Source organism: Nonomuraea jiangxiensis, assembly GCF_900099965.1.
Classification (GTDB): domain Bacteria; phylum Actinomycetota; class Actinomycetes; order Streptosporangiales; family Streptosporangiaceae; genus Nonomuraea; species Nonomuraea jiangxiensis.
In genome coordinates this window covers 129,136-146,928 of sequence record NZ_FNDJ01000002.1, presented here as the reverse complement: position 1 = coordinate 146,928, position 17,793 = coordinate 129,136, and the positions used below count along the sequence as shown (strand labels likewise).

Here is a 17,793-nt window from a genome sequence, read left to right as displayed (position 1 = left end):
GGCTAGCGGGCGGCGAAGTCCTGCGTCCAGTAGATCCGGCCGGTGGAGTCCTTGACGGCGCCGACCCCGATCAGGGTGAACCGGCAGTTCATGATGTTGGTCCGGTGGCCGGGGCTGTTCATCCAGGCCTGCACCACGGCGGCGGGGGTGGGCTGGCCGGCGGCGATGTTCTCCGCCCAGCTCGTGCCGCCGGTGAACCCGGCCGCCCTGATGCGGTCCAGGAAGCCGCGGCCGTCCTGCGAGTCGTGGTCGAAGAAGCCGTTCCTGGCCATGTCGGTGGAGTGGCCGGCGGCGGCGGCCCGGAGCTGGGGGTCGTGCCCGAGCGCCCCGCAGCCGCCCCTGGCCCGTTCGGCGTTGGTCAGCCTGACGACCTCGTTCTCCTCCGCCGTGCCCACGGTGGCCGAGGCGGGCGGTGGCGTGCTCGGGGTGGGGCTGGGAGTGCTGCGGCTGGGAGAGCAGGTCAGCTTGACGGGCTTGGACTTGGCGGTGTGGCCGCGGTAGTCGGTGGCGACCGCGTAGTAGGTGCCGCGGCGGCACGGCACGGCCAGGGTGATGCGGCCCTTCCTGGTGGCGCCGCTCTTGACGACCGGATCGCCGCCGGGCACGGCACGCTTGATGCGGATGCGCAGCAAGGCGGGACCTGAGCAGCCGCGGCGCACGGCGAACGACTGGATCTTGAGTGCGGTGCTGAGACGAGGCTTGGCCACGCTCACGCGGCACGCGGCCGCCAGGGCCGCCGGGGCCGCGGTGGCCGTCTCGGCCTGCGAGGGGCTGAGCGGCGTGAATATGGCCGCCAGGCTCACGAGTCCGGCGAGCACCCCAAGGGGTCTACGCATAGGGGGATTCCTCCAGTTGCGAGCGACGTCCAGGCGTCCCGCCCCCGGCCACTCGTCCGTGACCGAAATCTCGAGCCGGCAACCTCCCGAAGCGAACGTCTGCTCGTGGGTACGCAGACGCCCCGCCACCGGTTCGGTGACGGGGCGTCCGAAATCGGGCCTTCGGTCCCGGAGCAGGCCGCCGCGACGAGGCCAGGATCATCGCCGCGGGAGCAGGATCACTCCTTGACCAGCAGGGCCACGCACTCCACGTGATGCGTCATGGGGAAGGCGTCGAAGGCGCGCAGGTCGGCCAGGGGGTAGCCGCGCTCGGCCAGCCAGGCCAGGTCGCGGGCGAGGGTGGCGGGGTCGCAGGAGACGTACACGATGCGCAGGGCGTCCAGCGCGGCGATCCGGTTCACCACGTCGCGCCCCAGCCCCGCCCGCGGCGGGTCCACCACGACCACGTCGGCCCGGTCGATCTCAAAGCGGTCCAGGGCCTCCTCCACCCGCCCCCGCTCCACCCGGGCCTGCGGCAGGTCGCTCAGGTTGGCGCGGGCGTCGCGGACGGCGGCCGCCTCCGACTCCAGCCCGAACACCGCGCCGGACGGCCCCACGGCCTCCGCCAGGCCGGCCGCGAACAGGCCCACCCCGCAGTAGAGGTCGAGCGCCCACTCCCCCGGCTCCGGCGCGGCGTAGGCCAGCACCGCGTCCAGCAGCGTCTCTGCCGCGCCCGGGTGCACCTGCCAGAACCCGCTGCCCGCCACCCGGAACTCCCGGTCGCCCACCCGCTCGTGCAGCACGCCGGAGCCGCGTCGCGGCACTGTACGGCCCTTGCCCTGGTCGAGCAGGATCGAGGCGGGCGCGTCGAGGTCGGGCACGGCGACGCTGCGCCGGGGCCGGGGGGATACCACCACGGCCCGGCCGCCGTCCGAGGCGGCGATGACCTCGATGCCGGCCGCTCCCGGCCAGGTGTGCTCCTCCGCCCCGACCGCCTCCACCTCGGGGTGGGCGATCAGGCAGGCGTCCACGACCTCGATCTCGTGCGAGCGGTGCCGGCGGAAGCCCAGCTCGCCATCCGGCCGGGCGGCGAACTGCACCCGGGTGCGCCAGCCGAGCCCGTCCTTGGCGCCCGGCACCTCCTCCACCACTATTTCGCGCTCGATGCCCGCGAGCCGCTGCAGCTGCTCGGCCACGACCTGCGCCTTGAGCCGCCGCTGCGCCTCCAGGGTGGCGTGCTGCCAGTCGCAGCCGCCGCAGCGGCCCGGCCCCGCGTACGGGCAGGGCGGGACGACCCGGTCGGGCGAGGCCTCAAGGATCTCCACGGCGTCGGCCCGCAGGAACCGGGTGGTCTCCTCGGTGACGTCGGCGATGACGCGTTCGCCGGGCAGGGCGTGGCGGACGAACACCACGCGCCCTTCGTGTCGTGCCACGCACCAGCCGCCATGGGCGACCGGACCTACCGTCAGCTCGAGCGATACCTGTTTCACACGAGTACCTTAGTGCCCCGGCAGGGACGACTACTTTTCCGAATTGCACCTGCTGCGGGCCCGGTTGCTGACGGTCGAAGGCGCCCACGTCGAGGTGGCCCGGGCAGCCGCCGAGCGGGCACGTGCGCTGTCCGCCGAGCGGGGAGCTCACCTCTTCACCCGCCGGGCGGAGCAACTGGTGCGAGAGCTTGGCGGACCTGTTCCGTGACCTGACGCCGTGCGTCACGCGTCGAGATCGGCGCAGGCCGTGAGCTTGTGCCGTTTTGCCGACCGAGCGGCGTATGCCCGGACCGGTCAGGAAGCGCCCGAACTCGTCACTGGTGTAGTTCGAGCCTGCTCGACCCAGCCGAGCCGGCACCGGCGGCAAAGCTGATAGTCCACCGGAACGCGGACTCGCCGCTCAGGGTGGCGCTGCGCATGCGCCAGCCGCTCCGTTCCGCTGAGACTGTGTCCTGCCACGGCGCGTCCAGCCGCTCGATCCTCGGCCAGCCGCGGCGCCGGCCGAACCGGCCATGGCTGATCCACCGCAGGAACGCGCGCCGCGGCTCCGGGTCACGGGCCTGCACCACCAGATGGGTCTGCCCGGCCAGGTGCCGAGCCGCCCGCCCGGCCTGTTCAGCGTCCGTCTCTGCTGGCGGGTCGGGTTCGGTGTCGATCGCGTTGAGTGTGTCGACCAGGTCGCGGGCGCTGTCTTCGGCCAGGCCGGGGACCGCTCCCAAGACGATCACCGTCGTTGTCCATGGCCCTGCACCTGCGCGCCCAGGACCTCAGCCTGCGCGACATCGCCGCCCGGCTCGTCATCACCAGCGGCAAGAAGAAGGGCCGTCACCCCTCGGCCGCGACCGTCCTGCGCATGCTGCGCGACCACGACCAGCAGAGCGCGACCTGACAGGCTGGCCCGTCAACGCCCCGGGAACGACCGAACATGGGAGCTATTGCAGGCGGATCGCCTCGGCCGCGCGGCGGCAGACCGCCCACCCGTAAGGACGACCGGCAATGGCAGTTCGACCTCGGCCTCACCTGTCTCCTCGACGGCATCGCCGCCCGGATGAACATTGAGGGCGCCCCTTGAGGCTCAGGCAGGTGACGAACAAGGCGCGCCGTAGTTCACGATGCCGGCGGAGCAACGCACCGTCCTGAAGGAGCTGATCACCCTTCTCCGGCCACCGGGCGCGGCCGAAGAGCGATCACGGTCAGCGCCGCGGCGACCAGGAACGCGGCACCGCCGATCACCGCCTGCGCGTGCAGGCCACTCACCAGACCGCCGCCGCCCTGCCCGCCGCCCTGCCCGCCGCCCTGCCCGACGAGCGTGCCGACCAGGGCGACGCCGATCGCGCTTCCCGTCTGACGGGCGGCGTTGAAGACCGCCGACGCCACCCCGCCCAGCTCGGCCGGCGACGCCTCCATGATCGCCGCCGTGGCCGCGGGCATCGTGAAGCCGATGCCGAACCCGGTGAGCACCATCGGCACGACCAGCGCCCCATAGCTGGAGTCCTGCCCCGCCGACAACCACGCCAGCAACCCGACCCCGCCGATGACCAGCCCGTACGTCATAGGCACGTGCGCCCCCTCCGCGCGGCCACCCGTCCGCCGAGCGGCGAGGCGAAAAACGGCATCAAGGCCATCGGCAACATGGCCAGCCCGGTCGCCAGCGCGCCCAGCCCCCACACCTGCTGGAAGGACAGCGGCACGACGAACAGCATCCCGTAGAACCCCAGGTTGAGGAGCACGCCGACGACCGCCGACGCGGAGAAGCGCCGCTCCCCGAACAGCTCCAGCGGCACCATCGGCGCCCGCGCCCTGCGTTCGAGCAGCAGGAAGGCCGGCAGCGCCACCGCGGACAGCCCGAAACCGCCCAGCGTCAGGGGAGAGGCCCAGCCGTGCTCCCCGGCTTCGATCAACGCCCAGGTCAGCCCGCCCAGGCACAGGGCGCCCGTCACCTGGGCGACGACGTCCAGCCCGGTCCGGCGGCCGGACCGCGCGGGCGCGGGAACGTACCGTGCGGTCAGGACGAAGCCCAGGACGCCGAACGGGAGGTTGACGAAGAACACCGAACGCCATCCGGCCCCGGCCACCAGCAGCCCGCCGAGCACCGGCCCCGCGGCGGCGGCGAGCCCCGCGACCATGCCCCACACCCCGAACGCGCGCGCCCGCGCCTCATGGTCCGGATAGGCGTTGCGCAGCAGCGCGAGTGAGGCCGGCACCATCATCGCGGCGCCCGCGCCCTGCACCAGCCGGGCGGCGACCAGCGCACCGGCGGACGGCGCCAGCCCGCAACCCGCCGACGCGACCGTGAACACCGCCAGCCCCGCCAGGAACACCGGCTTGCCGCCGAGCCGGTCACCGAGCCCGCCGCACATCAGCAGCAGCCCGGCGAACGTGAGCGTGTACCCGTCCACGATCCACTGCAGGATCGTCAGATCGGTACGCAGGTCGGCGCCGATCACCGGGATCGCCACGGTGACCACCGTGACGTCCAGGATGACCAGGAAATATCCCAGGCAGAGCGCGACCAGCGGCAGCGTGCCGCAGGTGCGGCGAAGTGCGGTAACAGTCATGCCTTCAGCCTGGTGCGCGATGACTACGGTGAACGCCGAAGTGTCGCCGTCCCGCGAGCGGACCCCCGAGGTTCCGCCGTCCTGAGGCGCGGTAGGACGGCGGCACCTCGGCGGCGGGCATGCTTCGGCGCCGGCTGAAATGTCACCGGCCTAAGCTGAACGGTATGTGGAAGCACGCCACAGAAACGGACATCGCCGAGGTCGCGGCGGCTATCGGCGACCCCTCACGCGCGAGGGTGCTGCGCGCGCTCGCCGACGGCGGCGTGCTGCCGGCCAGCGCGCTGGCCGCCGAGGCGGGCGTGAGCGTGTCCACTATCAGCGGCCACCTGGCCCGGCTGCGGGAGGCCAAGCTGCTCACCGTCGAGCACGACGGCCGGCACCGCTACTACCGCCTGGCCAGCACCGACGTGGCGCGGGCACTGGAGGAGCTGGCCCGCATCGCCCGGCCGCTGCCCGTCCGGTCGCTGAGCGACAGCGTGCGCGCCCAGGCGCTGCTACGTGCCCGGCTCTGCTACGACCACCTGGCCGGGCAGCTCGGCGTCGCCCTGCTCGCCGCGCTGGTGGGCGGCGGCGTGCTCGCCAGCGCCGGCGGCGGCTACCGGATCACCCCCGCCGGGCTCGGTACGCTGGGCGGCTTCGGCGTCGAGGCCGAGGAGTTCTCCCGGCGGCGGCCCGCGATCCGCTACTGCGTCGACTGGGCCGAGAATCGCCACCACCTCGCCGGCGCGCTCGGCGCGGCACTGGCGCGGCGGCTGTTCGTCCTGGACTGGCTGCGCAGGGGCCGGGCCCGGCGCGTCGTGCACCTCACCGAGGCGGGACGTACCGGCCTTCATGAGACCTTCGGCGTCCCCTTCGACTGGGACACCTCTCCGGCGTGAGATTCATGCGCCGAATCACCGTCCGAGCGCGCCCCTGAGCGGATACCGGTCGGCGGCGGAGGTCCACACCGCGTACCCGTACGGCCGGATCAGCGGCACGTCGGCAGCCAGGCCCGCGTCGCCTCGTGGATGCGTCGCGTGCCGGCCACGACTCCTCCGATGCGCTGATCGACGGGCAGGTCGAGCACACCGGCCAGGGCCCGGCAGCACCGTCGAGGTCGCCGAGGTGGGGCTCGTCGTGGTGAGGTGGAATCCGTTCGGGCAGCCGATGACACTCCTGTGAGGATGACCGGGCTCGGACGCTATTTGGGGTGCCGTGTCGGGTCGGACCGGGGCGCCCTGCCGTGATTGCTCCCGGTGGGTTTCCCCGGCCCGCCCGCCGCACCCGGCGTGCGTGTCTCCACGCACCGGGCGCTCCACGTGCCTTGCCCGCTGGTCAGCCGCCCGAGGCGGCTGCCGGTGGCGGAGTCCACGGAGTCGCGATGTTGCCGCCGCGATAGCGGTAACGCTTCACCGAGACAGTGGATGTGCCGGTGAAGGCGACTCCCTGGTGAGCGATTCTCCAGCCGATGTCGCAGAAGCGACGCCGGAACTCGGGCATCCCCATGCGGGCCTTGCCCGCATATTTCCGGCGGATCCAGCGCATCAACCGGGCCCAGGTATGGGCGTCGATCGCTGCGAAGCTCGCCTTGGAGACGCCGTAGCGGAAGTAGTTCGCCCACCCGCGCAGGATCCTGTTCAAGCTCAAGATCAGCTTGGCCAGGTCCTGATTGCGGGTTGACCTGTGCGTCTTCGCCGACACCTTGTCTCTGATCGCCTGAACGGCTTTCTTGGACGGCTTGGTGTAGACGAAGTACTTGTTCGTTCCTCGCCTCCGCAGGCAGCGGATGTGATAGCCGAGGAAATTGAACCCCTCGTCAATGTGGACCACGCGGGTCTTGTCCGGTGCCAGCCGCAGCCCCAGCGGGGCCAGCACGGCCGACACCTCCTCGCCCAGGCTCTCGGCATGCGACCGGTCGCCCGACACCATCAACACGAAGTCATCAGCGAACCTGATGAGCCTCCAGCTGCCGAGGCCCTTGAGCCTGCGCCGGTTCCGCCACCGCCACGTGCTCATCGTCTGCCGCCACTGCCGATCGAAATGATCGTCCAGCGCGGTCAAGGCGATGTTGGCCGGCAGCGGAGATAAGACTCCGCCCTGCGGGGTCCCGGTCCAGGTCTCTTCCCGATTGCCGTCCGTCATCATGACGCCGGACTTCAGGAACGCCTTGACCAGCGCATTCACCCGCTTATCCGAGATCCTCGCCCGCAGGCGATCCATCAACGCGATGTGATCGATCTCGTCGAAGCATGCCGTGATGTCGGCCTCCAGCACCCAGTGGTAGTCGATGGGCTCGGAGGCCAGATGGTGGATCTCGGCGATCGCATCGTGCGCACGCCGATTGGGACGGAACCCATACGAGCACGGCAGAAAGTCCGCCTCGAAGATGGGTTCGAGCACCTGCTTGAGGCTGGCCTGGACCACCCGGTCGGCGACGGTGGGGATGCCCAGCTTGCGCAGCTTGCCGCTGGCCTTGGGAATCATCACCTGCCGAACTTCGACCGGGGAGAACTCGCCCGACTTCAGCGAGTTGCGAATCTGGCTCAGGAACGCCTCGACCCCGATCTGGGCCTCGATCTGGACCACCGTGGCCCGATCGATCCCCGGGGTCCGTACCCCCACGTTGCCGGCCACGCGCTCCCACGCATGGACCAGAAACACCGGGTCATAGACGAGATTGAACAAGTCACCGAACCGGCGACCGCGATCATCGGTCGCCCAGCGGTGCAATTTGGTCTGCATCCTCCGTACCGTGACGAAAGCCGAATCAGCATCCGGCCATCGCGTGGCGCCGGTGTTCACCAGCGCATCTTCGGACATTGCATTCCTTCCTTGTCTGGCACGCTGCCGCCCTTCCCCCTGTGACCGGCTCTCCCGGCCTCCGAGTACTACGGCGGCTCCGCCCCGCCCGCGCCTTCGGCTGGCGTCGCGCCTATCCCGCACCATCACCCCTGGCGGGGATGAGCCCGGGAACGGCCACGGGCGGTTCCCACGTTCACTGCTGTCCGATCGACGGGTTAGGCACCCGGCTATACCCCTGCGGCATCGCCACGGCTACGCCGTAGCCCTTCACCGTGGCCTCCGAGCCCAAGCGGTTAAGACCGAACCCGGAGTTCCCCGCTCCGTGATGAGGGAGCGGGTGCGCGCCGCCCTCCAGCCCATATCCACCGGATTTGAGCTGGCGACACGTCAAGAGGCGTAATGACACCGGTTCCTCGCGTATACCTTCCCGTCTCGCTCACCGCGCCCGGCCCATCCGGCAGTGCTGGACCGACGCGACTTTGTCGAGGCTGCTCCCACCCTCCCCGGCGACTCCCGGCTCAGGCTGCCTCCAGCTTCACCCGCCGCTACGACGGCCAGGCGATGGACGGCCTTTCACCTCCATTCGGACAAACAGCGCCTCGTGGCGCACTAACGAACGTGTCACCAGCCCCAAACGCGGATGATCATGCTGCCTGAAGTCGTGTAATACCGAACCGGCTTGAACTGATGTGAAGACATGGACAAGCCGCCGTTGGGCATGGACGTGTTGGTCGAGCGTTGGACTCTGCTCAGTTGCTCGCGCTCGTCGGCCTCGGGGCGACGGTGACCCTGCTTCCGAGATCGGTCGCCGCGCGGTATCCCCGGCAGGCGGTGGCGTACGTCCCCGTCGAGGACTGTCCTGCCGCCTCGCTGGTGATCGCCTGGCCGGAGCGGTCCCGCAGCCGTGCCGTGGCCGCGCTGGTGCGCGCGGCGGTGGCCGTCGCCGAGTCGCGGGGGATGGGCGCGGTCCCTGACCCGAAAATTCGAGCCTTTGCCGGGCAGGCGGCAGCGAACCCCGACCGGTGATCAGTATTGAGAGTCAGCAGGACCGTTGTGGTCAGGCTGCTTCGGGCTCGATGAGGACGGCCTTGCCGTTGCGGATGACGATTTTCTGGCCGGTCAGGGCCTGGAGCTGGCTGGCCAGGCTGCGGGCGCGACGGTCCTTGTTGATGCGGCTGTCGTAGTAGTTGGCGCCCAGGTCATGGAAGTGGGCCTGAGGGTCGGACAGAAGCTGGTGGATGACGGTGAGAACCGAGTTTCCGGCGGCGACGAGGGCTTTGGACTTGCCGCGGCGGCGGGCGATACGGCGGTAGCGCTCACCGAGGAAGGTGTCGGTCTTGCCGAAGGAGAAGACGATCCGGCCTAACGTGCCGGCCAGCCAGCGGTTGTCCTTGCCGCGCCCCTTGCCCTTCTTACGGCCCGCCGACTCGTGTGTCTGCGGGCAGAACTTGGCCCAGGACACCAGATGGGCGGCGGTGGGGAAGCGGCTCATCTCGACGCCGATCTCGGCGATCAGCTCCTGGGCGGCGACCTGCCCGACTCCGGTGATCTCATCGAGCTGGGCCGCCTGGGCCGAGAAAGGGCTGATGGCCTGCTCGATCTCGGCGTCCAGCAGGGCGGCCTGATCGCTGAGCCGGTCGATCTTGGCCAGCATGATGCGCAGTAGCACGGCGTGGTGGTCGGTGAAGAAGCCGCGCAGCGCCTCCTCCAGCTGGGGGATTTTGCCGCGCATGCTGCCCCGGGCCATGCCGGCCAGCACCTTGGGATCTCGCTGGCCGTCGATCAGGGCCTGCAGCATCTGTCGGCCGGACACCCCGAAGATGTCGCTGATCACCGACGACAGCTTCACCTGAGCGTCCTCCAGCAGCTTCTCGGCCCGCTGCATCTCTCGGGTGCGGTCTTCGATGAGCGAGCGCCGGTAGCGGGTCAGATCCCGCAGCTTGCGGATCGGCGCGGGCTGCACCAGCGAGGGCCGGCACATTCCTCGTTCGGCCACCTTGGCCAGCCAGACCGCATCGGCCTTGTCGGTCTTGGCTCGGCCGGGCACGTTCTTCACCTGCCGGGCATTGACCAGCCAGCAGTCGAACCCCTCGGCCTCCAGCAGCCAAAACACCCCCTTCCAGTAATCGGAGGTACTCTCCATCACCACCCGGGACACACTCTGGCAGCGCAGCCAGTCGGCCATCTCCAGCAGCGCCGTCGTGGTGGTGGCGTAGGCACGGATCTCCTGCATCCGCCGGCCGGGCCTGTCCTCATGTGGCACCCGTACGCACGCCTCCAGACCCGCCTTACCCAGGTCCAGGGCCGCGACCCGATCCACGTACAGGTCCTGCTCATCGACCTCTTGCACGATGTCCCTCCCGCCGCTCTGCGTGCCGAACGCAGGCCACCCGCAGGAGCCAGCGGGGACAGAAGAGGCGGACCCTCGTGCTCATGGCAACACTGCGCGGCCCCTGAAGCAGCTCCCAGCGATCAAACTAATTAACGGCCTCACCCGCGCCATAGACAAACCGACGTCGGCGGGCGACCCGTCCCCATTTTCCCGCCTGAGCGGCGTCCCGAGCAGGGACGAGGGAACTAATTAGCGCCGTCGGTTGACGTCGGGCCGCCGATGTCGGGCTCCAGCGCGGGGACGGCGGTGAGCCGCGCTTGCCTGACTTCAAGGCGGTGATCAGAGGTCGATGACGACCTTCCCGTGCACGTGCCGTCCCGCCTGGAGCTCGACCGCGGCGCGGATCTGCTCGAGCGGAAAGCGTGCCGCGATCGGCACCCGGAGCCGGCCCGCCGCGACCAGGCCGGCGATCTCCTCGATAGCGCCCGGGGCCGCGTTGGCACCGTTCGCCGGCGTGATCCCGTCGACCTGGGCGGCAATGGTGGTGATGCGCTCGTCAGGCACGCCGAGTTCGCGTGCCGCCCGCGCGGTGTCCGTCCCGTGCAGGTCCATGGCCGCGGTGACGCCGGCGGGAGCCAGCGCACGGACCCGGTCGACCAGACCCTCGCCATAGGCGACCGGCTCGGCCCCCAGGGCTCGCAGGGCGTCAGCCGAGGTTGCCGACCCCGTCCCGATCACTCGCGCGCCCGCGAGGCGCGCGAGCTGGACGGCGAACACGCCTACCCCGCCTCCCGCGCCGCCGATGAGCACCGTGTCGCCCGGGCCCGGGTTGACCACGGCCAGGGCCGCGGCCGCCGTGCAGCCCGCAATAGTAAGGGTGGCAGCGGTGTGGTCGTCGACGCCGTCAGGGGTACGGTGCGCCTGGCCGCCCACCGCGATGGTCCCCGCCTCGTCCACGACAACGTAGTCGGCGACCGCGCGGGACAGGGCGCCGCCGAACACCCGGTCACCGGCCACGAACTCGCTTACGCCGTCACCGACCTCGTCCACCACCCCGGCGTAATCGGTGCCGAACCCGCACGGCAGGCTCAGGCCGAACCGCGCGGCGGTCTCCGCGTCAGAGGTCATGAACCAGTCCATCGGGTTCAGGCCGGCCGCGGTGACCCGCACGCGGATCTGCCCCGAGTCGACGTGCGGCACGGGTACCTCGCAGACGCTCAGGGCGTCCGGTCCGCCGAACGACTCGAACTGGACCGCCCGGCTCGTGTCCGCCGACGTGTTGAGGCTCGGTTCCTGCATGCTCACCTGTCTCCTGTAGCGACTCGTGAAGCCACGTAAACGAACTATGCTCCGTTTATGCGACCCAAGCTAGCACAAGTGGAGCGTGATCCGTTTTGGCTTCCGCAAAGATCCGTAGACCACGGGCGGACGCGACCCGCAACCGCGAACAGCTGCTGGCCGTGGCCACCCGCATGTTCGCCACGGCCGATGCCGAGCCGTCGATGCGCGCGATCGCCAACGAGGCCAGGGTCGGCATCGCCACTCTCTACCGGCACTTTCCCACCCGCGAGGCGCTGGTCGACGCGGTCTACCGCGACCAGGTCTCGCGGCTCACCGCCGGCGCCCGTGAACTACTCACCCAGCTCGACCCGCCCGCGGCGCTGCGACGCTGGATGGACCTGTTCGGGGAATGGATCGCAACCAAGAACGGCATGCTCGACACGCTGCTCGCGATGATCGAATCGGGCAAGATCGCCCATGCCCACACCCGGACCGAGCTGCTCGACGCCATCGACGACATCCTCGCAGCCGGCCGCACGAGCGGGGAACTCCGCGCCGACGTCCCCGCCGAAGACATCGCAGCTGCTCTCATCGGCATCTTCACCGTGGCCGGCGCGCCCGAACGCGAAGCGATGGCGGGTCGCCTGCTGGACCTCCTGATGGACGGACTCCGGCCTTCCGCTCGCGGCTGAGTGGGAGCGAGGAGGCGATCGGCGCGTCGGTCCGGGGACACGTGTCGAGGTCTCGGTGTGTCCGCTGATCGCGTGGCTTGAGTCCAGCACCACCGTGAGCTGTGGATGCGCCGCCAGGAGGGCACGAAGAGAGCCCCCGGCCTCCCTCGCAGCACTCCGGCTTCGTCCAGTCGGCGTCCCCATCGGTCGCGTCCTTTCGCGTGGGGATCTTGAACGTGAATCAGTGGCTGCTTATTGATGTACAGGCTCGTGCCCGGGTCAGCGGCGGCCGTCGTAGATGAAGCGGGCGACTGGTCGCCGAGCGCCCACATGGCGCTGAGCCGGTCGACGGTGCGCCGGTAGGCGTCCTCTTCGTCACGGGTGAGCCCGACGTCGTCGGCGGGGCCGGCGGCGGGCCAGGCGTTCGCGGAGCATCGCGGTGTCGCCGGTGTCGGCCAGGTCCGGCAGCCCGGCCAACTGGGGGCGCTTGACCCCAGTTCGCCGACCGGCAGGCTGGTGCGGCCGTCGTGCAGGCCGTCGCGTACGGCCTGGCCCGCGTGCGGGTCACCGAGCACCGGGGCGGCCGCGGCGAGGGTGTCGACGTCGGCCTGGTCGACCTCGGCGATGCGCAGCGGCACGAACTCGTAGCGGCCGTCACCGGGCTGCTCCGGGTTCGTGGACGGTCGTTCAGTGATGTCGCATGCGGCACCAGTCAGACGGGGGTGTCGCGCTGACGCAGCAGCGCCAGGACCTCGCCGGCGCGAGCGTCGGCGGCCTCGGCACGCTGGACAGCCCCCGGGCTGACGCCTCCGCGGCGCTCTTGGCCTCCTGCAGGGCGGTGGCCCGCGTCTCGGCGACCTCTCCGCCCGCTCGGCGGCAGGTCTGAGTCGCGGACCGCGCGGCGGCCGGCCGGCCGCAGACCGCATCGAGTGCCGGCCATTGGTTGAAGACCCGGCCGGACTGCGATGGGCGGCGCCTCATCGGTGAGCTCGTGCCTCCGACCGGCCCCAACAGAGGCTAGCGACGGACCGGATACCGCAAGTGCAAGGCACGTCGGCCCTGGATGACGATCGGGTCGTCGAGCAGGAGGTGCCCACCCTCGATTTTGGAGAAGTACGGGATACCCTCGCCGAACAGCACCGGTACCAGGCTGACGCACACCTCGTCCACCAGGCCGAGAGCGAGTGCCTGCTGCGTCACGTTCGCGCTGGCGATCGAGACGTTCTGGTCGCCGGCGATCTGCTTCGCCCGATTGATCGCCGCCTCGACTCCGTCGACGAACGTCGTGGTCGGCCACTTCTCGGCAGCATCCGCCGGCGGGCGGTGCGTGACCACGACAACGGGTGCGCCGGCCGGATGCTTATCGTTCCAGCCACCGGCGATGTCGAACAGGCGGCGGCCTGCGATGAGCGCGCCGGTGTTCTCGGTCAGATACCGCCATACCTCCGCACCGGCATCATCGACCTTGACCGCGATGTCCTCGTTGGGGCTCTGCACGACCACGTCTCCGGCCTCGAACCAGTCGAACAGCTCGCCGACCTGGTCATCCGGTTGCGCGATGTATCCGTCCAACGACATCGTCATGTGGCTGAAGACCTTGCCCATGGGGTCCCTCCTCTGGTTATTGCTCGGCCCGGTGGTTCTCGGCCCGTTTTACATGGCCTGTCGTTAACGACGCTGCCACGAAGTACATCGGTTGGTCGCTAGCCCAGGTCAGAGCGACCTTTCGTGAGGGATGTCAGGTCTTTCGCTGTTCCCAGGACGTGTCGACCTCCTGGCCGACCCGGGATGAGTTCAACCGGCGGCCGGGTGCAACTCCACGAACTCGGCGCGTGCCGCCTCGACGGCCTCGGGGTAGGCCTGCGCCTTTTCGTACTCGGCGAGCGCCCGGTAGATGCTGGCCAGGGACGGGTTCTCGCCCTTGCGCTTCCCGGTGGGAATGATCAAGTCCTTGCGGATGTCTTCGACGCGTTCGCCGGTGGCCTTGCGGCGCAGCACGGTGTGCGGCATGTCGTCGGTGATCACCTGCGGACGGCCACCGTGCTTGCCCTTGCGGGCGGCGGCGTCCAGGCCCTCCAGGGTGGCCTCGCGGATGGCCTCGCGTTCGGTCTCGGCCATCCGCGGCGAAGAAAGGGAACAGCATCCGGCCCGGTCCGGCCGGGTCGTAGATACCGGCCAGTGGCCCGGCGAGCTGAGGCGTGCGCCTTGATCTGCCGGGCCAGCGCGAGCGCCGCCTCGAACTGCGGGCGCACCTCTCACAGTGACCGGGTGGAGAGTGCTTGGCCAACGGTTCGCTGCCGACCCATTGACTGTTTGCTATAGCAGGAGCACTCTTGCTGGCATGAGCACTGACGCCCTGGGGCCTGTGGAGACGACGTCGCTGGCCGACCAGGCTTACCGGCGCCTTCGAGACGCGATCCGTGACGGCGTGCTGCGGCCGGGCGAGAAGATCACCGAACGTGATCTGGCGTCCCGGCTGGGTGTCAGCCCTACCCCGGTCCGGGAGGCGCTGCGCCAGCTCGTGCACGAGAAGGTCGTCGAACGCGTCGGACCTCGTGCACTGCGGATCGCCGCGCACTCGCCGGCGGCCCGCTCCGAGATCGTCGAGGCGGAAGTCCGGCTGTCAGGGCTGATGGCCCGCCTCGCGGCCCGCAACGCGACCGCCGATCAGCTCACCGACCTGGTCTCCCTGCTCGCGCAGGCGGACCGGATCGTGGCCGAGGTGGAGAAGACAGTTGCCGAGCAGGGCCTGGAAGCCGACGTCGCCGACCAGCTGAGGGCCGTCTTCCACAAGCTGCGCCTATTCCATCACCAAGTGGAGGAGTGCGTGGGCAACCCCGTCCTGGAGGGCCTGCTGAACCAGGCGCGCGCCTTCAGCGACGAGGAACGGCTCGACCTGACCATGAAGATCGCGCCCGAGCGGGCGGAAGAGTTCCGCGCCCGCTACCACGAGCACCGCGAGCTCCTGAACGCCCTCCTCGAACGGGACGAGGACCGCGCCGAGGAACTCGCCGCGCGCCATCACCGTGCCGCGCTCGTCCAGCTCTCCCAGAGCTGACCACGCCCCCATAGTGCCGCCTGCCCGCCCGATAACGGCGTTGGGATGCGTCGAGCCTCCAGGCAATCCCCCTTTTTGCTATAGCATGTGGCATAGGAGCCGTCATGATGCCCGATCCCCCGCCCGCCCCCGAGGCAGCCACCACCCCGTCGCCCAGCAACATGGGTGAGCGCATGAACCGTAGCGCGGTCCTGTGGGTGACCCTGGCGGTGTTCGCCCAGGAAGCGGTCTGGAACTTCTACGACGCCCAGGTCCCCGAACAGCTGCGGCACTACTTCGCCTCCGCGGGCGTGATCGGGCTGATCATGGGCCTGGACCACTCCTGGGGCATCTTCACCCAGCCGTTCGTCGGCTTCTTCTCCGACAAGCTCGTCCGCCGCCGCGCCGGCCGCTGGCCGATCGTCCTGGTCGGCGCCACAGCTGCGAGTGTGCCGTTCGTCCTGATCCCGTGGGCGAACAACCTGCTCATGCTGATGATCTGCGTGATCGGTTTCGCCGCGATCGCGAACGCCTTCAAGGGCGTGACCGAGACCCTGGTCTCCGACTACGTCCTCCGCTCGCACCGGAGCAAGGCCCAGGGCTTCATCAAGGCCGGCGCCGCACTGACGATCGTCGTCTCCTCCCTCATCAGCCTCCTGGTCGTCGACCACTCTCTGCACCTCGCCTTCGCGATCCCGCCGCTACTGATGCTGATCATGCTCGCCCTGTCATGGACCTTCCTCGGCCGCCGCCACAGCGAAACCGTCCTGCCCGAGGACAAGACGGAACAGCACCAGGAGTTCACCTCCCCTTGGGCGGTGATGAAGGACGCGCTGCGCTCCCCCTACAGCCCCACGTTCCTGCTGATGATCGGCATCTTCTGCTTCGCCGGCATGTGGTCCGCGCTCCGCTCGCTGATGACCCCCTACGGCACGCAGGTCCTCGGCCTGACCCGCGGGGAGGCCGGCGGCCTGGCTCTGCCCGGCGCCCTCGCCTTCCTGGTGTGCGTCCTGCCGATCGCCTACCTGTCCAATAGGTTGGGCCAGCTGCGCGCGATGCGCTACGGCGTCGGGCTGTTCATCGTCGGCCTGCTCGTCGGCTTCGTCTGGCAGTCGGTGCCCGGCACGATCACAGCGATGATCCTCTCCTCGCTCGGCTACGCCTCGTTCGCGGTCAACGCGCTCGTCGCCCTGTGGAACCTCGCCCCCACCCAGAAGGTGCTGGGCACCTACACCGCCCTCTACACGATCGCGTCGCAGTCCGGGATGGCATTGGGCCCCGGCATCCTCGGCGCCACGATCGACCTCACCGACTGGCGCTACATGCTGCTCAACGCCGCCGTCTTCGCTGTCATCACCTTTCTCGTCTTCACCCGCCTGGCCCGCCGCGTCCCCGACCGGCCCGCGGCCTGAGCCCCCTTTGTCTTCTTCCGTCGTACGCGTATCACCGAAAGGCACCACCCTCATGGAACTCCGCATCCTGGCCCCCACCGGCGCACTCGGCGCCGGCTTCGACGCCGACGCCTTCGCGCGCGGAGTCGCGGCCCGCCCGGACGTGATCGCCTGCGACGCCGGCTCCACCGACTCCGGCCCCGCCGCCCTGGGCTCCGGAACCCCCAAGCTCTCCGCCCAGGCCGTCAGCCGCGACCTGCGGCTGCTGCTGCGCGCCCGTGACGAGCTGGGTGTGCCGCTGATCATCGGCTCCTGCGGCACCTCGGGCCGCGACGTCAGCGTCGACTGGGTCGCCGACCTCGCCCGCACCATCGCCGCCGAGGAGAACCTCCACTTCAAGGTCGGCCTGATCTACTCCGACCAGCCCGTCGAACGCCTCGAAGAGCTCTACGACGCCGGCCGTATCACCCCGCTGCCCCACGCCCCCGGGATCGGCCGCGAGGTTTTCGAGCGCGGTCACACCGTCGCGATGATGGGCGTCGAGCCCATCCAGGAAGCCCTCCAGGACGGGTGCGACGTCATCCTCGCCGGCCGCGCCAGCGACACCGCCCTGTTCGCCGCCCTCCCGCACCTCAAGGGCGCCGACCCCGGCCTGACCTGGCACATGGCCAAGACCATCGAGTGCGGCGCCGCGTGCGCCATCCCGCCTTCCGCCAACGGCCTGCTGGTGACGCTGCGCGAGGACCACTTCGACGTCACCACCCTCGCCAACGGAAGCCGCCTCACCCCGCGCTCGGTCGCCGCGCACACCCTGTACGAGAACGCCGACCCGTTCCACATCGCCGAGCCCTCCGGCGTCCTGGACACCACCGACGCCACCTACGAGACGGTCGACGAGCAGACGGTCCGCGTCCGTGGCGCCCGCTACGTCCCCGCCGACGGCTACACCAACAAGCTCGAAGGCGCCGAACTCGTCGGCTACCAGACCGTCATCATCGGCGGCGTACGCGACCGGATCGTCGTCGCCACCCTGCCCAAGCTCCTGCCCATGGCCAGGCACTACTTCGACGCGAAGATCGCCGACGTCTTCCGCGGCACGGTCAACCCCGCCGACATAGACATCGACTACCGCCTCTACGGCGCTGGCGCCGTCCTCGCGGGCAGCGAGCCCGACCCACTCGACCCGCGCGAACTCGGCGTCCTGATCACCGTCACCGCACCCGACCAGGAGACCGCGCACGCCGTCGCCACCTTCGTCGCCCACGCCAGCAGCCACCTGCCGATCCCGCAGTACGACGGCCTGGTCTCCACCCTCGCCTACCCTTTCTCACCGCCCGAGATCGACCGCGGCCCGCTCTACCGCTTCACCCTCAACCACGTCGTCACCGGCATCACCCCCACCGAGCTGTTCCGCACCACCACCGAGGAGCTGTAACC

At 70.1% G+C, this 17,793-nt stretch carries 20 protein-coding genes; 10 read left to right on the top strand and 10 right to left on the bottom strand.

Features of this window, described 5'->3' with window-relative positions:
• Positions 1–2: 2 nt before the first annotated feature.
• Together BLS95_RS03965 and BLS95_RS03960 are read right to left on the bottom strand one after the other, a co-directional pair.
• A complete protein-coding gene (locus BLS95_RS03965; protein WP_090929419.1) occupies positions 3–836 on the bottom strand; it encodes a CAP domain-containing protein in 834 nt (277 codons plus the stop codon).
• Between the two features lie 218 nt (positions 837–1,054).
• Positions 1,055–2,284, bottom strand: a complete 1,230-nt coding sequence (locus tag BLS95_RS03960; RefSeq protein WP_176993043.1) for a class I SAM-dependent RNA methyltransferase — start codon at positions 2,282–2,284, stop codon at positions 1,055–1,057.
• A 64-nt stretch (positions 2,285–2,348) separates the two neighbouring features.
• Here BLS95_RS03960 and BLS95_RS55405 point away from each other — a divergent pair, with 64 nt between their 5' ends.
• Positions 2,349–2,513, top strand: coding sequence for a hypothetical protein (locus BLS95_RS55405; protein ID WP_176993005.1), 165 nt, complete (start codon positions 2,349–2,351; stop codon positions 2,511–2,513).
• Between the two features lie 106 nt (positions 2,514–2,619).
• Here the strand turns inward: BLS95_RS55405 and BLS95_RS03955 are convergent, their stop codons facing one another.
• Positions 2,620–3,033: a hypothetical protein gene (locus tag BLS95_RS03955; RefSeq protein WP_090929416.1), complete on the bottom strand. Its 414-nt coding sequence runs from the start codon at positions 3,031–3,033 to the stop codon at positions 2,620–2,622.
• Between the two features lie 11 nt (positions 3,034–3,044).
• Between BLS95_RS03955 and BLS95_RS03950 the strand changes: the two genes are divergently transcribed.
• Entirely contained in the window at positions 3,045–3,194 is a 150-nt protein-coding gene (locus tag BLS95_RS03950; RefSeq protein ID WP_218135597.1) for a hypothetical protein, read from the top strand.
• 260 nt (positions 3,195–3,454) lie between these two features.
• Here the strand turns inward: BLS95_RS03950 and BLS95_RS56715 are convergent, their stop codons facing one another.
• Both BLS95_RS56715 and BLS95_RS03945 read right to left on the bottom strand, forming a co-directional pair.
• Positions 3,455–3,865, bottom strand: a complete 411-nt coding sequence (locus BLS95_RS56715) for an MFS transporter (protein ID WP_218135596.1) — start codon at positions 3,863–3,865, stop codon at positions 3,455–3,457.
• Entirely contained in the window at positions 3,856–4,863 is a 1,008-nt protein-coding gene (locus tag BLS95_RS03945; protein WP_218135595.1) for a DHA2 family efflux MFS transporter permease subunit, read from the bottom strand. The genes BLS95_RS56715 and BLS95_RS03945 overlap by 10 nt, the downstream gene beginning before the upstream one ends.
• A 164-nt stretch (positions 4,864–5,027) precedes the next feature.
• Here BLS95_RS03945 and BLS95_RS03940 point away from each other — a divergent pair, with 164 nt between their 5' ends.
• Entirely contained in the window at positions 5,028–5,741 is a 714-nt protein-coding gene (locus BLS95_RS03940) for an ArsR/SmtB family transcription factor (RefSeq protein ID WP_090929413.1), read from the top strand.
• A 436-nt stretch (positions 5,742–6,177) separates the two neighbouring features.
• Here the strand turns inward: BLS95_RS03940 and ltrA are convergent, their stop codons facing one another.
• Positions 6,178–7,662: a group II intron reverse transcriptase/maturase gene (ltrA, locus tag BLS95_RS03935; RefSeq protein ID WP_090929411.1), complete on the bottom strand. Its 1,485-nt coding sequence runs from the start codon at positions 7,660–7,662 to the stop codon at positions 6,178–6,180.
• Between the two features lie 720 nt (positions 7,663–8,382).
• On the opposite strand from ltrA, the gene BLS95_RS03930 reads away from it, so the two are divergent.
• Positions 8,383–8,670, top strand: a complete 288-nt coding sequence (locus tag BLS95_RS03930) for a LysR substrate-binding domain-containing protein (RefSeq protein ID WP_090929409.1) — start codon at positions 8,383–8,385, stop codon at positions 8,668–8,670.
• A 31-nt stretch (positions 8,671–8,701) separates the two neighbouring features.
• On the opposite strand, the gene BLS95_RS03925 is transcribed toward BLS95_RS03930, so the two are convergent.
• Positions 8,702–9,994, bottom strand: coding sequence for an IS110 family RNA-guided transposase (locus tag BLS95_RS03925; RefSeq protein ID WP_090929407.1), 1,293 nt, complete (start codon positions 9,992–9,994; stop codon positions 8,702–8,704).
• Positions 9,995–10,315: 321 nt separating this feature from the next.
• On the bottom strand, positions 10,316–11,275 hold the full coding sequence (locus tag BLS95_RS03920; protein WP_090929903.1) for an NADP-dependent oxidoreductase: 960 nt from the start codon (positions 11,273–11,275) through the stop codon (positions 10,316–10,318).
• A 161-nt stretch (positions 11,276–11,436) separates the two neighbouring features.
• Between BLS95_RS03920 and BLS95_RS03915 the strand changes: the two genes are divergently transcribed.
• The 3 genes from BLS95_RS03915 to BLS95_RS03905 all read left to right on the top strand — a co-directional run bounded on the left by BLS95_RS03915 (position 11,437) and on the right by BLS95_RS03905 (position 12,814).
• The gene (locus BLS95_RS03915; protein ID WP_218135592.1) at positions 11,437–11,949 is read left to right on the top strand and encodes a TetR/AcrR family transcriptional regulator; all 513 of its coding nucleotides are present in this window, start codon (positions 11,437–11,439) and stop codon (positions 11,947–11,949) included.
• A gap of 506 nt (positions 11,950–12,455) precedes the next feature.
• Positions 12,456–12,662 carry a hypothetical protein gene (locus BLS95_RS03910; RefSeq protein ID WP_090929404.1) on the top strand — a complete coding sequence of 69 codons (207 nt, stop codon included), beginning with the start codon at positions 12,456–12,458 and terminating at the stop codon, positions 12,660–12,662.
• Positions 12,629–12,814 carry a hypothetical protein gene (locus BLS95_RS03905; RefSeq protein WP_090929402.1) on the top strand — a complete coding sequence of 62 codons (186 nt, stop codon included), beginning with the start codon at positions 12,629–12,631 and terminating at the stop codon, positions 12,812–12,814. The genes BLS95_RS03910 and BLS95_RS03905 overlap by 34 nt, the downstream gene beginning before the upstream one ends.
• A 131-nt stretch (positions 12,815–12,945) precedes the next feature.
• On the opposite strand, the gene BLS95_RS03900 is transcribed toward BLS95_RS03905, so the two are convergent.
• Positions 12,946–13,533 carry a dihydrofolate reductase family protein gene (locus BLS95_RS03900; protein WP_090929400.1) on the bottom strand — a complete coding sequence of 196 codons (588 nt, stop codon included), beginning with the start codon at positions 13,531–13,533 and terminating at the stop codon, positions 12,946–12,948.
• A gap of 189 nt (positions 13,534–13,722) precedes the next feature.
• Complete coding sequence (locus tag BLS95_RS03895; RefSeq protein WP_218135591.1) at positions 13,723–14,046, bottom strand: recombinase family protein; 324 nt, start codon at positions 14,044–14,046, stop codon at positions 13,723–13,725.
• Between the two features lie 223 nt (positions 14,047–14,269).
• On the opposite strand from BLS95_RS03895, the gene BLS95_RS03890 reads away from it, so the two are divergent.
• From BLS95_RS03890 to BLS95_RS03880, 3 genes are all read left to right on the top strand, one after another.
• A complete protein-coding gene (locus BLS95_RS03890; protein WP_090929398.1) occupies positions 14,270–14,986 on the top strand; it encodes a GntR family transcriptional regulator in 717 nt (238 codons plus the stop codon).
• A gap of 104 nt (positions 14,987–15,090) precedes the next feature.
• Complete coding sequence (locus tag BLS95_RS03885) at positions 15,091–16,377, top strand: MFS transporter (protein WP_218135590.1); 1,287 nt, start codon at positions 15,091–15,093, stop codon at positions 16,375–16,377.
• 52 nt (positions 16,378–16,429) lie between these two features.
• Positions 16,430–17,791 (top strand): acyclic terpene utilization AtuA family protein, encoded by a 1,362-nt coding sequence (locus tag BLS95_RS03880; RefSeq protein WP_090929396.1) that lies wholly within the window; start codon positions 16,430–16,432, stop codon positions 17,789–17,791.
• Positions 17,792–17,793: the final 2 nt, after the last annotated feature.

Excerpts from the sequence above, each read along its gene's own strand:
- BLS95_RS03895 (WP_218135591.1), bottom strand. The coding sequence starts at position 14,046 with ATGGCCGAGACCGAACGCGAGGCCATCCGCGAGGCCACCCTGGAGGGC.
- BLS95_RS03965 (WP_090929419.1), bottom strand. The coding sequence starts at position 836 with ATGCGTAGACCCCTTGGGGTGCTCGCCGGACTCGTGAGCCTGGCGGCC.
- BLS95_RS03885 (WP_218135590.1), top strand. The coding sequence starts at position 15,091 with ATGATGCCCGATCCCCCGCCCGCCCCCGAGGCAGCCACCACCCCGTCG.
- BLS95_RS03950 (WP_218135597.1), top strand. The coding sequence starts at position 3,045 with ATGGCCCTGCACCTGCGCGCCCAGGACCTCAGCCTGCGCGACATCGCC.
- BLS95_RS03905 (WP_090929402.1), top strand. The coding sequence starts at position 12,629 with ATGCGGCACCAGTCAGACGGGGGTGTCGCGCTGACGCAGCAGCGCCAG.
- BLS95_RS03900 (WP_090929400.1), bottom strand. The coding sequence starts at position 13,533 with ATGGGCAAGGTCTTCAGCCACATGACGATGTCGTTGGACGGATACATC.
- BLS95_RS03940 (WP_090929413.1), top strand. The coding sequence starts at position 5,028 with ATGTGGAAGCACGCCACAGAAACGGACATCGCCGAGGTCGCGGCGGCT.
- BLS95_RS03880 (WP_090929396.1), top strand. The coding sequence starts at position 16,430 with ATGGAACTCCGCATCCTGGCCCCCACCGGCGCACTCGGCGCCGGCTTC.
- BLS95_RS03945 (WP_218135595.1), bottom strand. The coding sequence starts at position 4,863 with ATGACTGTTACCGCACTTCGCCGCACCTGCGGCACGCTGCCGCTGGTC.
- ltrA (WP_090929411.1), bottom strand. The coding sequence starts at position 7,662 with ATGTCCGAAGATGCGCTGGTGAACACCGGCGCCACGCGATGGCCGGAT.
- BLS95_RS03890 (WP_090929398.1), top strand. The coding sequence starts at position 14,270 with ATGAGCACTGACGCCCTGGGGCCTGTGGAGACGACGTCGCTGGCCGAC.
- BLS95_RS03920 (WP_090929903.1), bottom strand. The coding sequence starts at position 11,275 with ATGCAGGAACCGAGCCTCAACACGTCGGCGGACACGAGCCGGGCGGTC.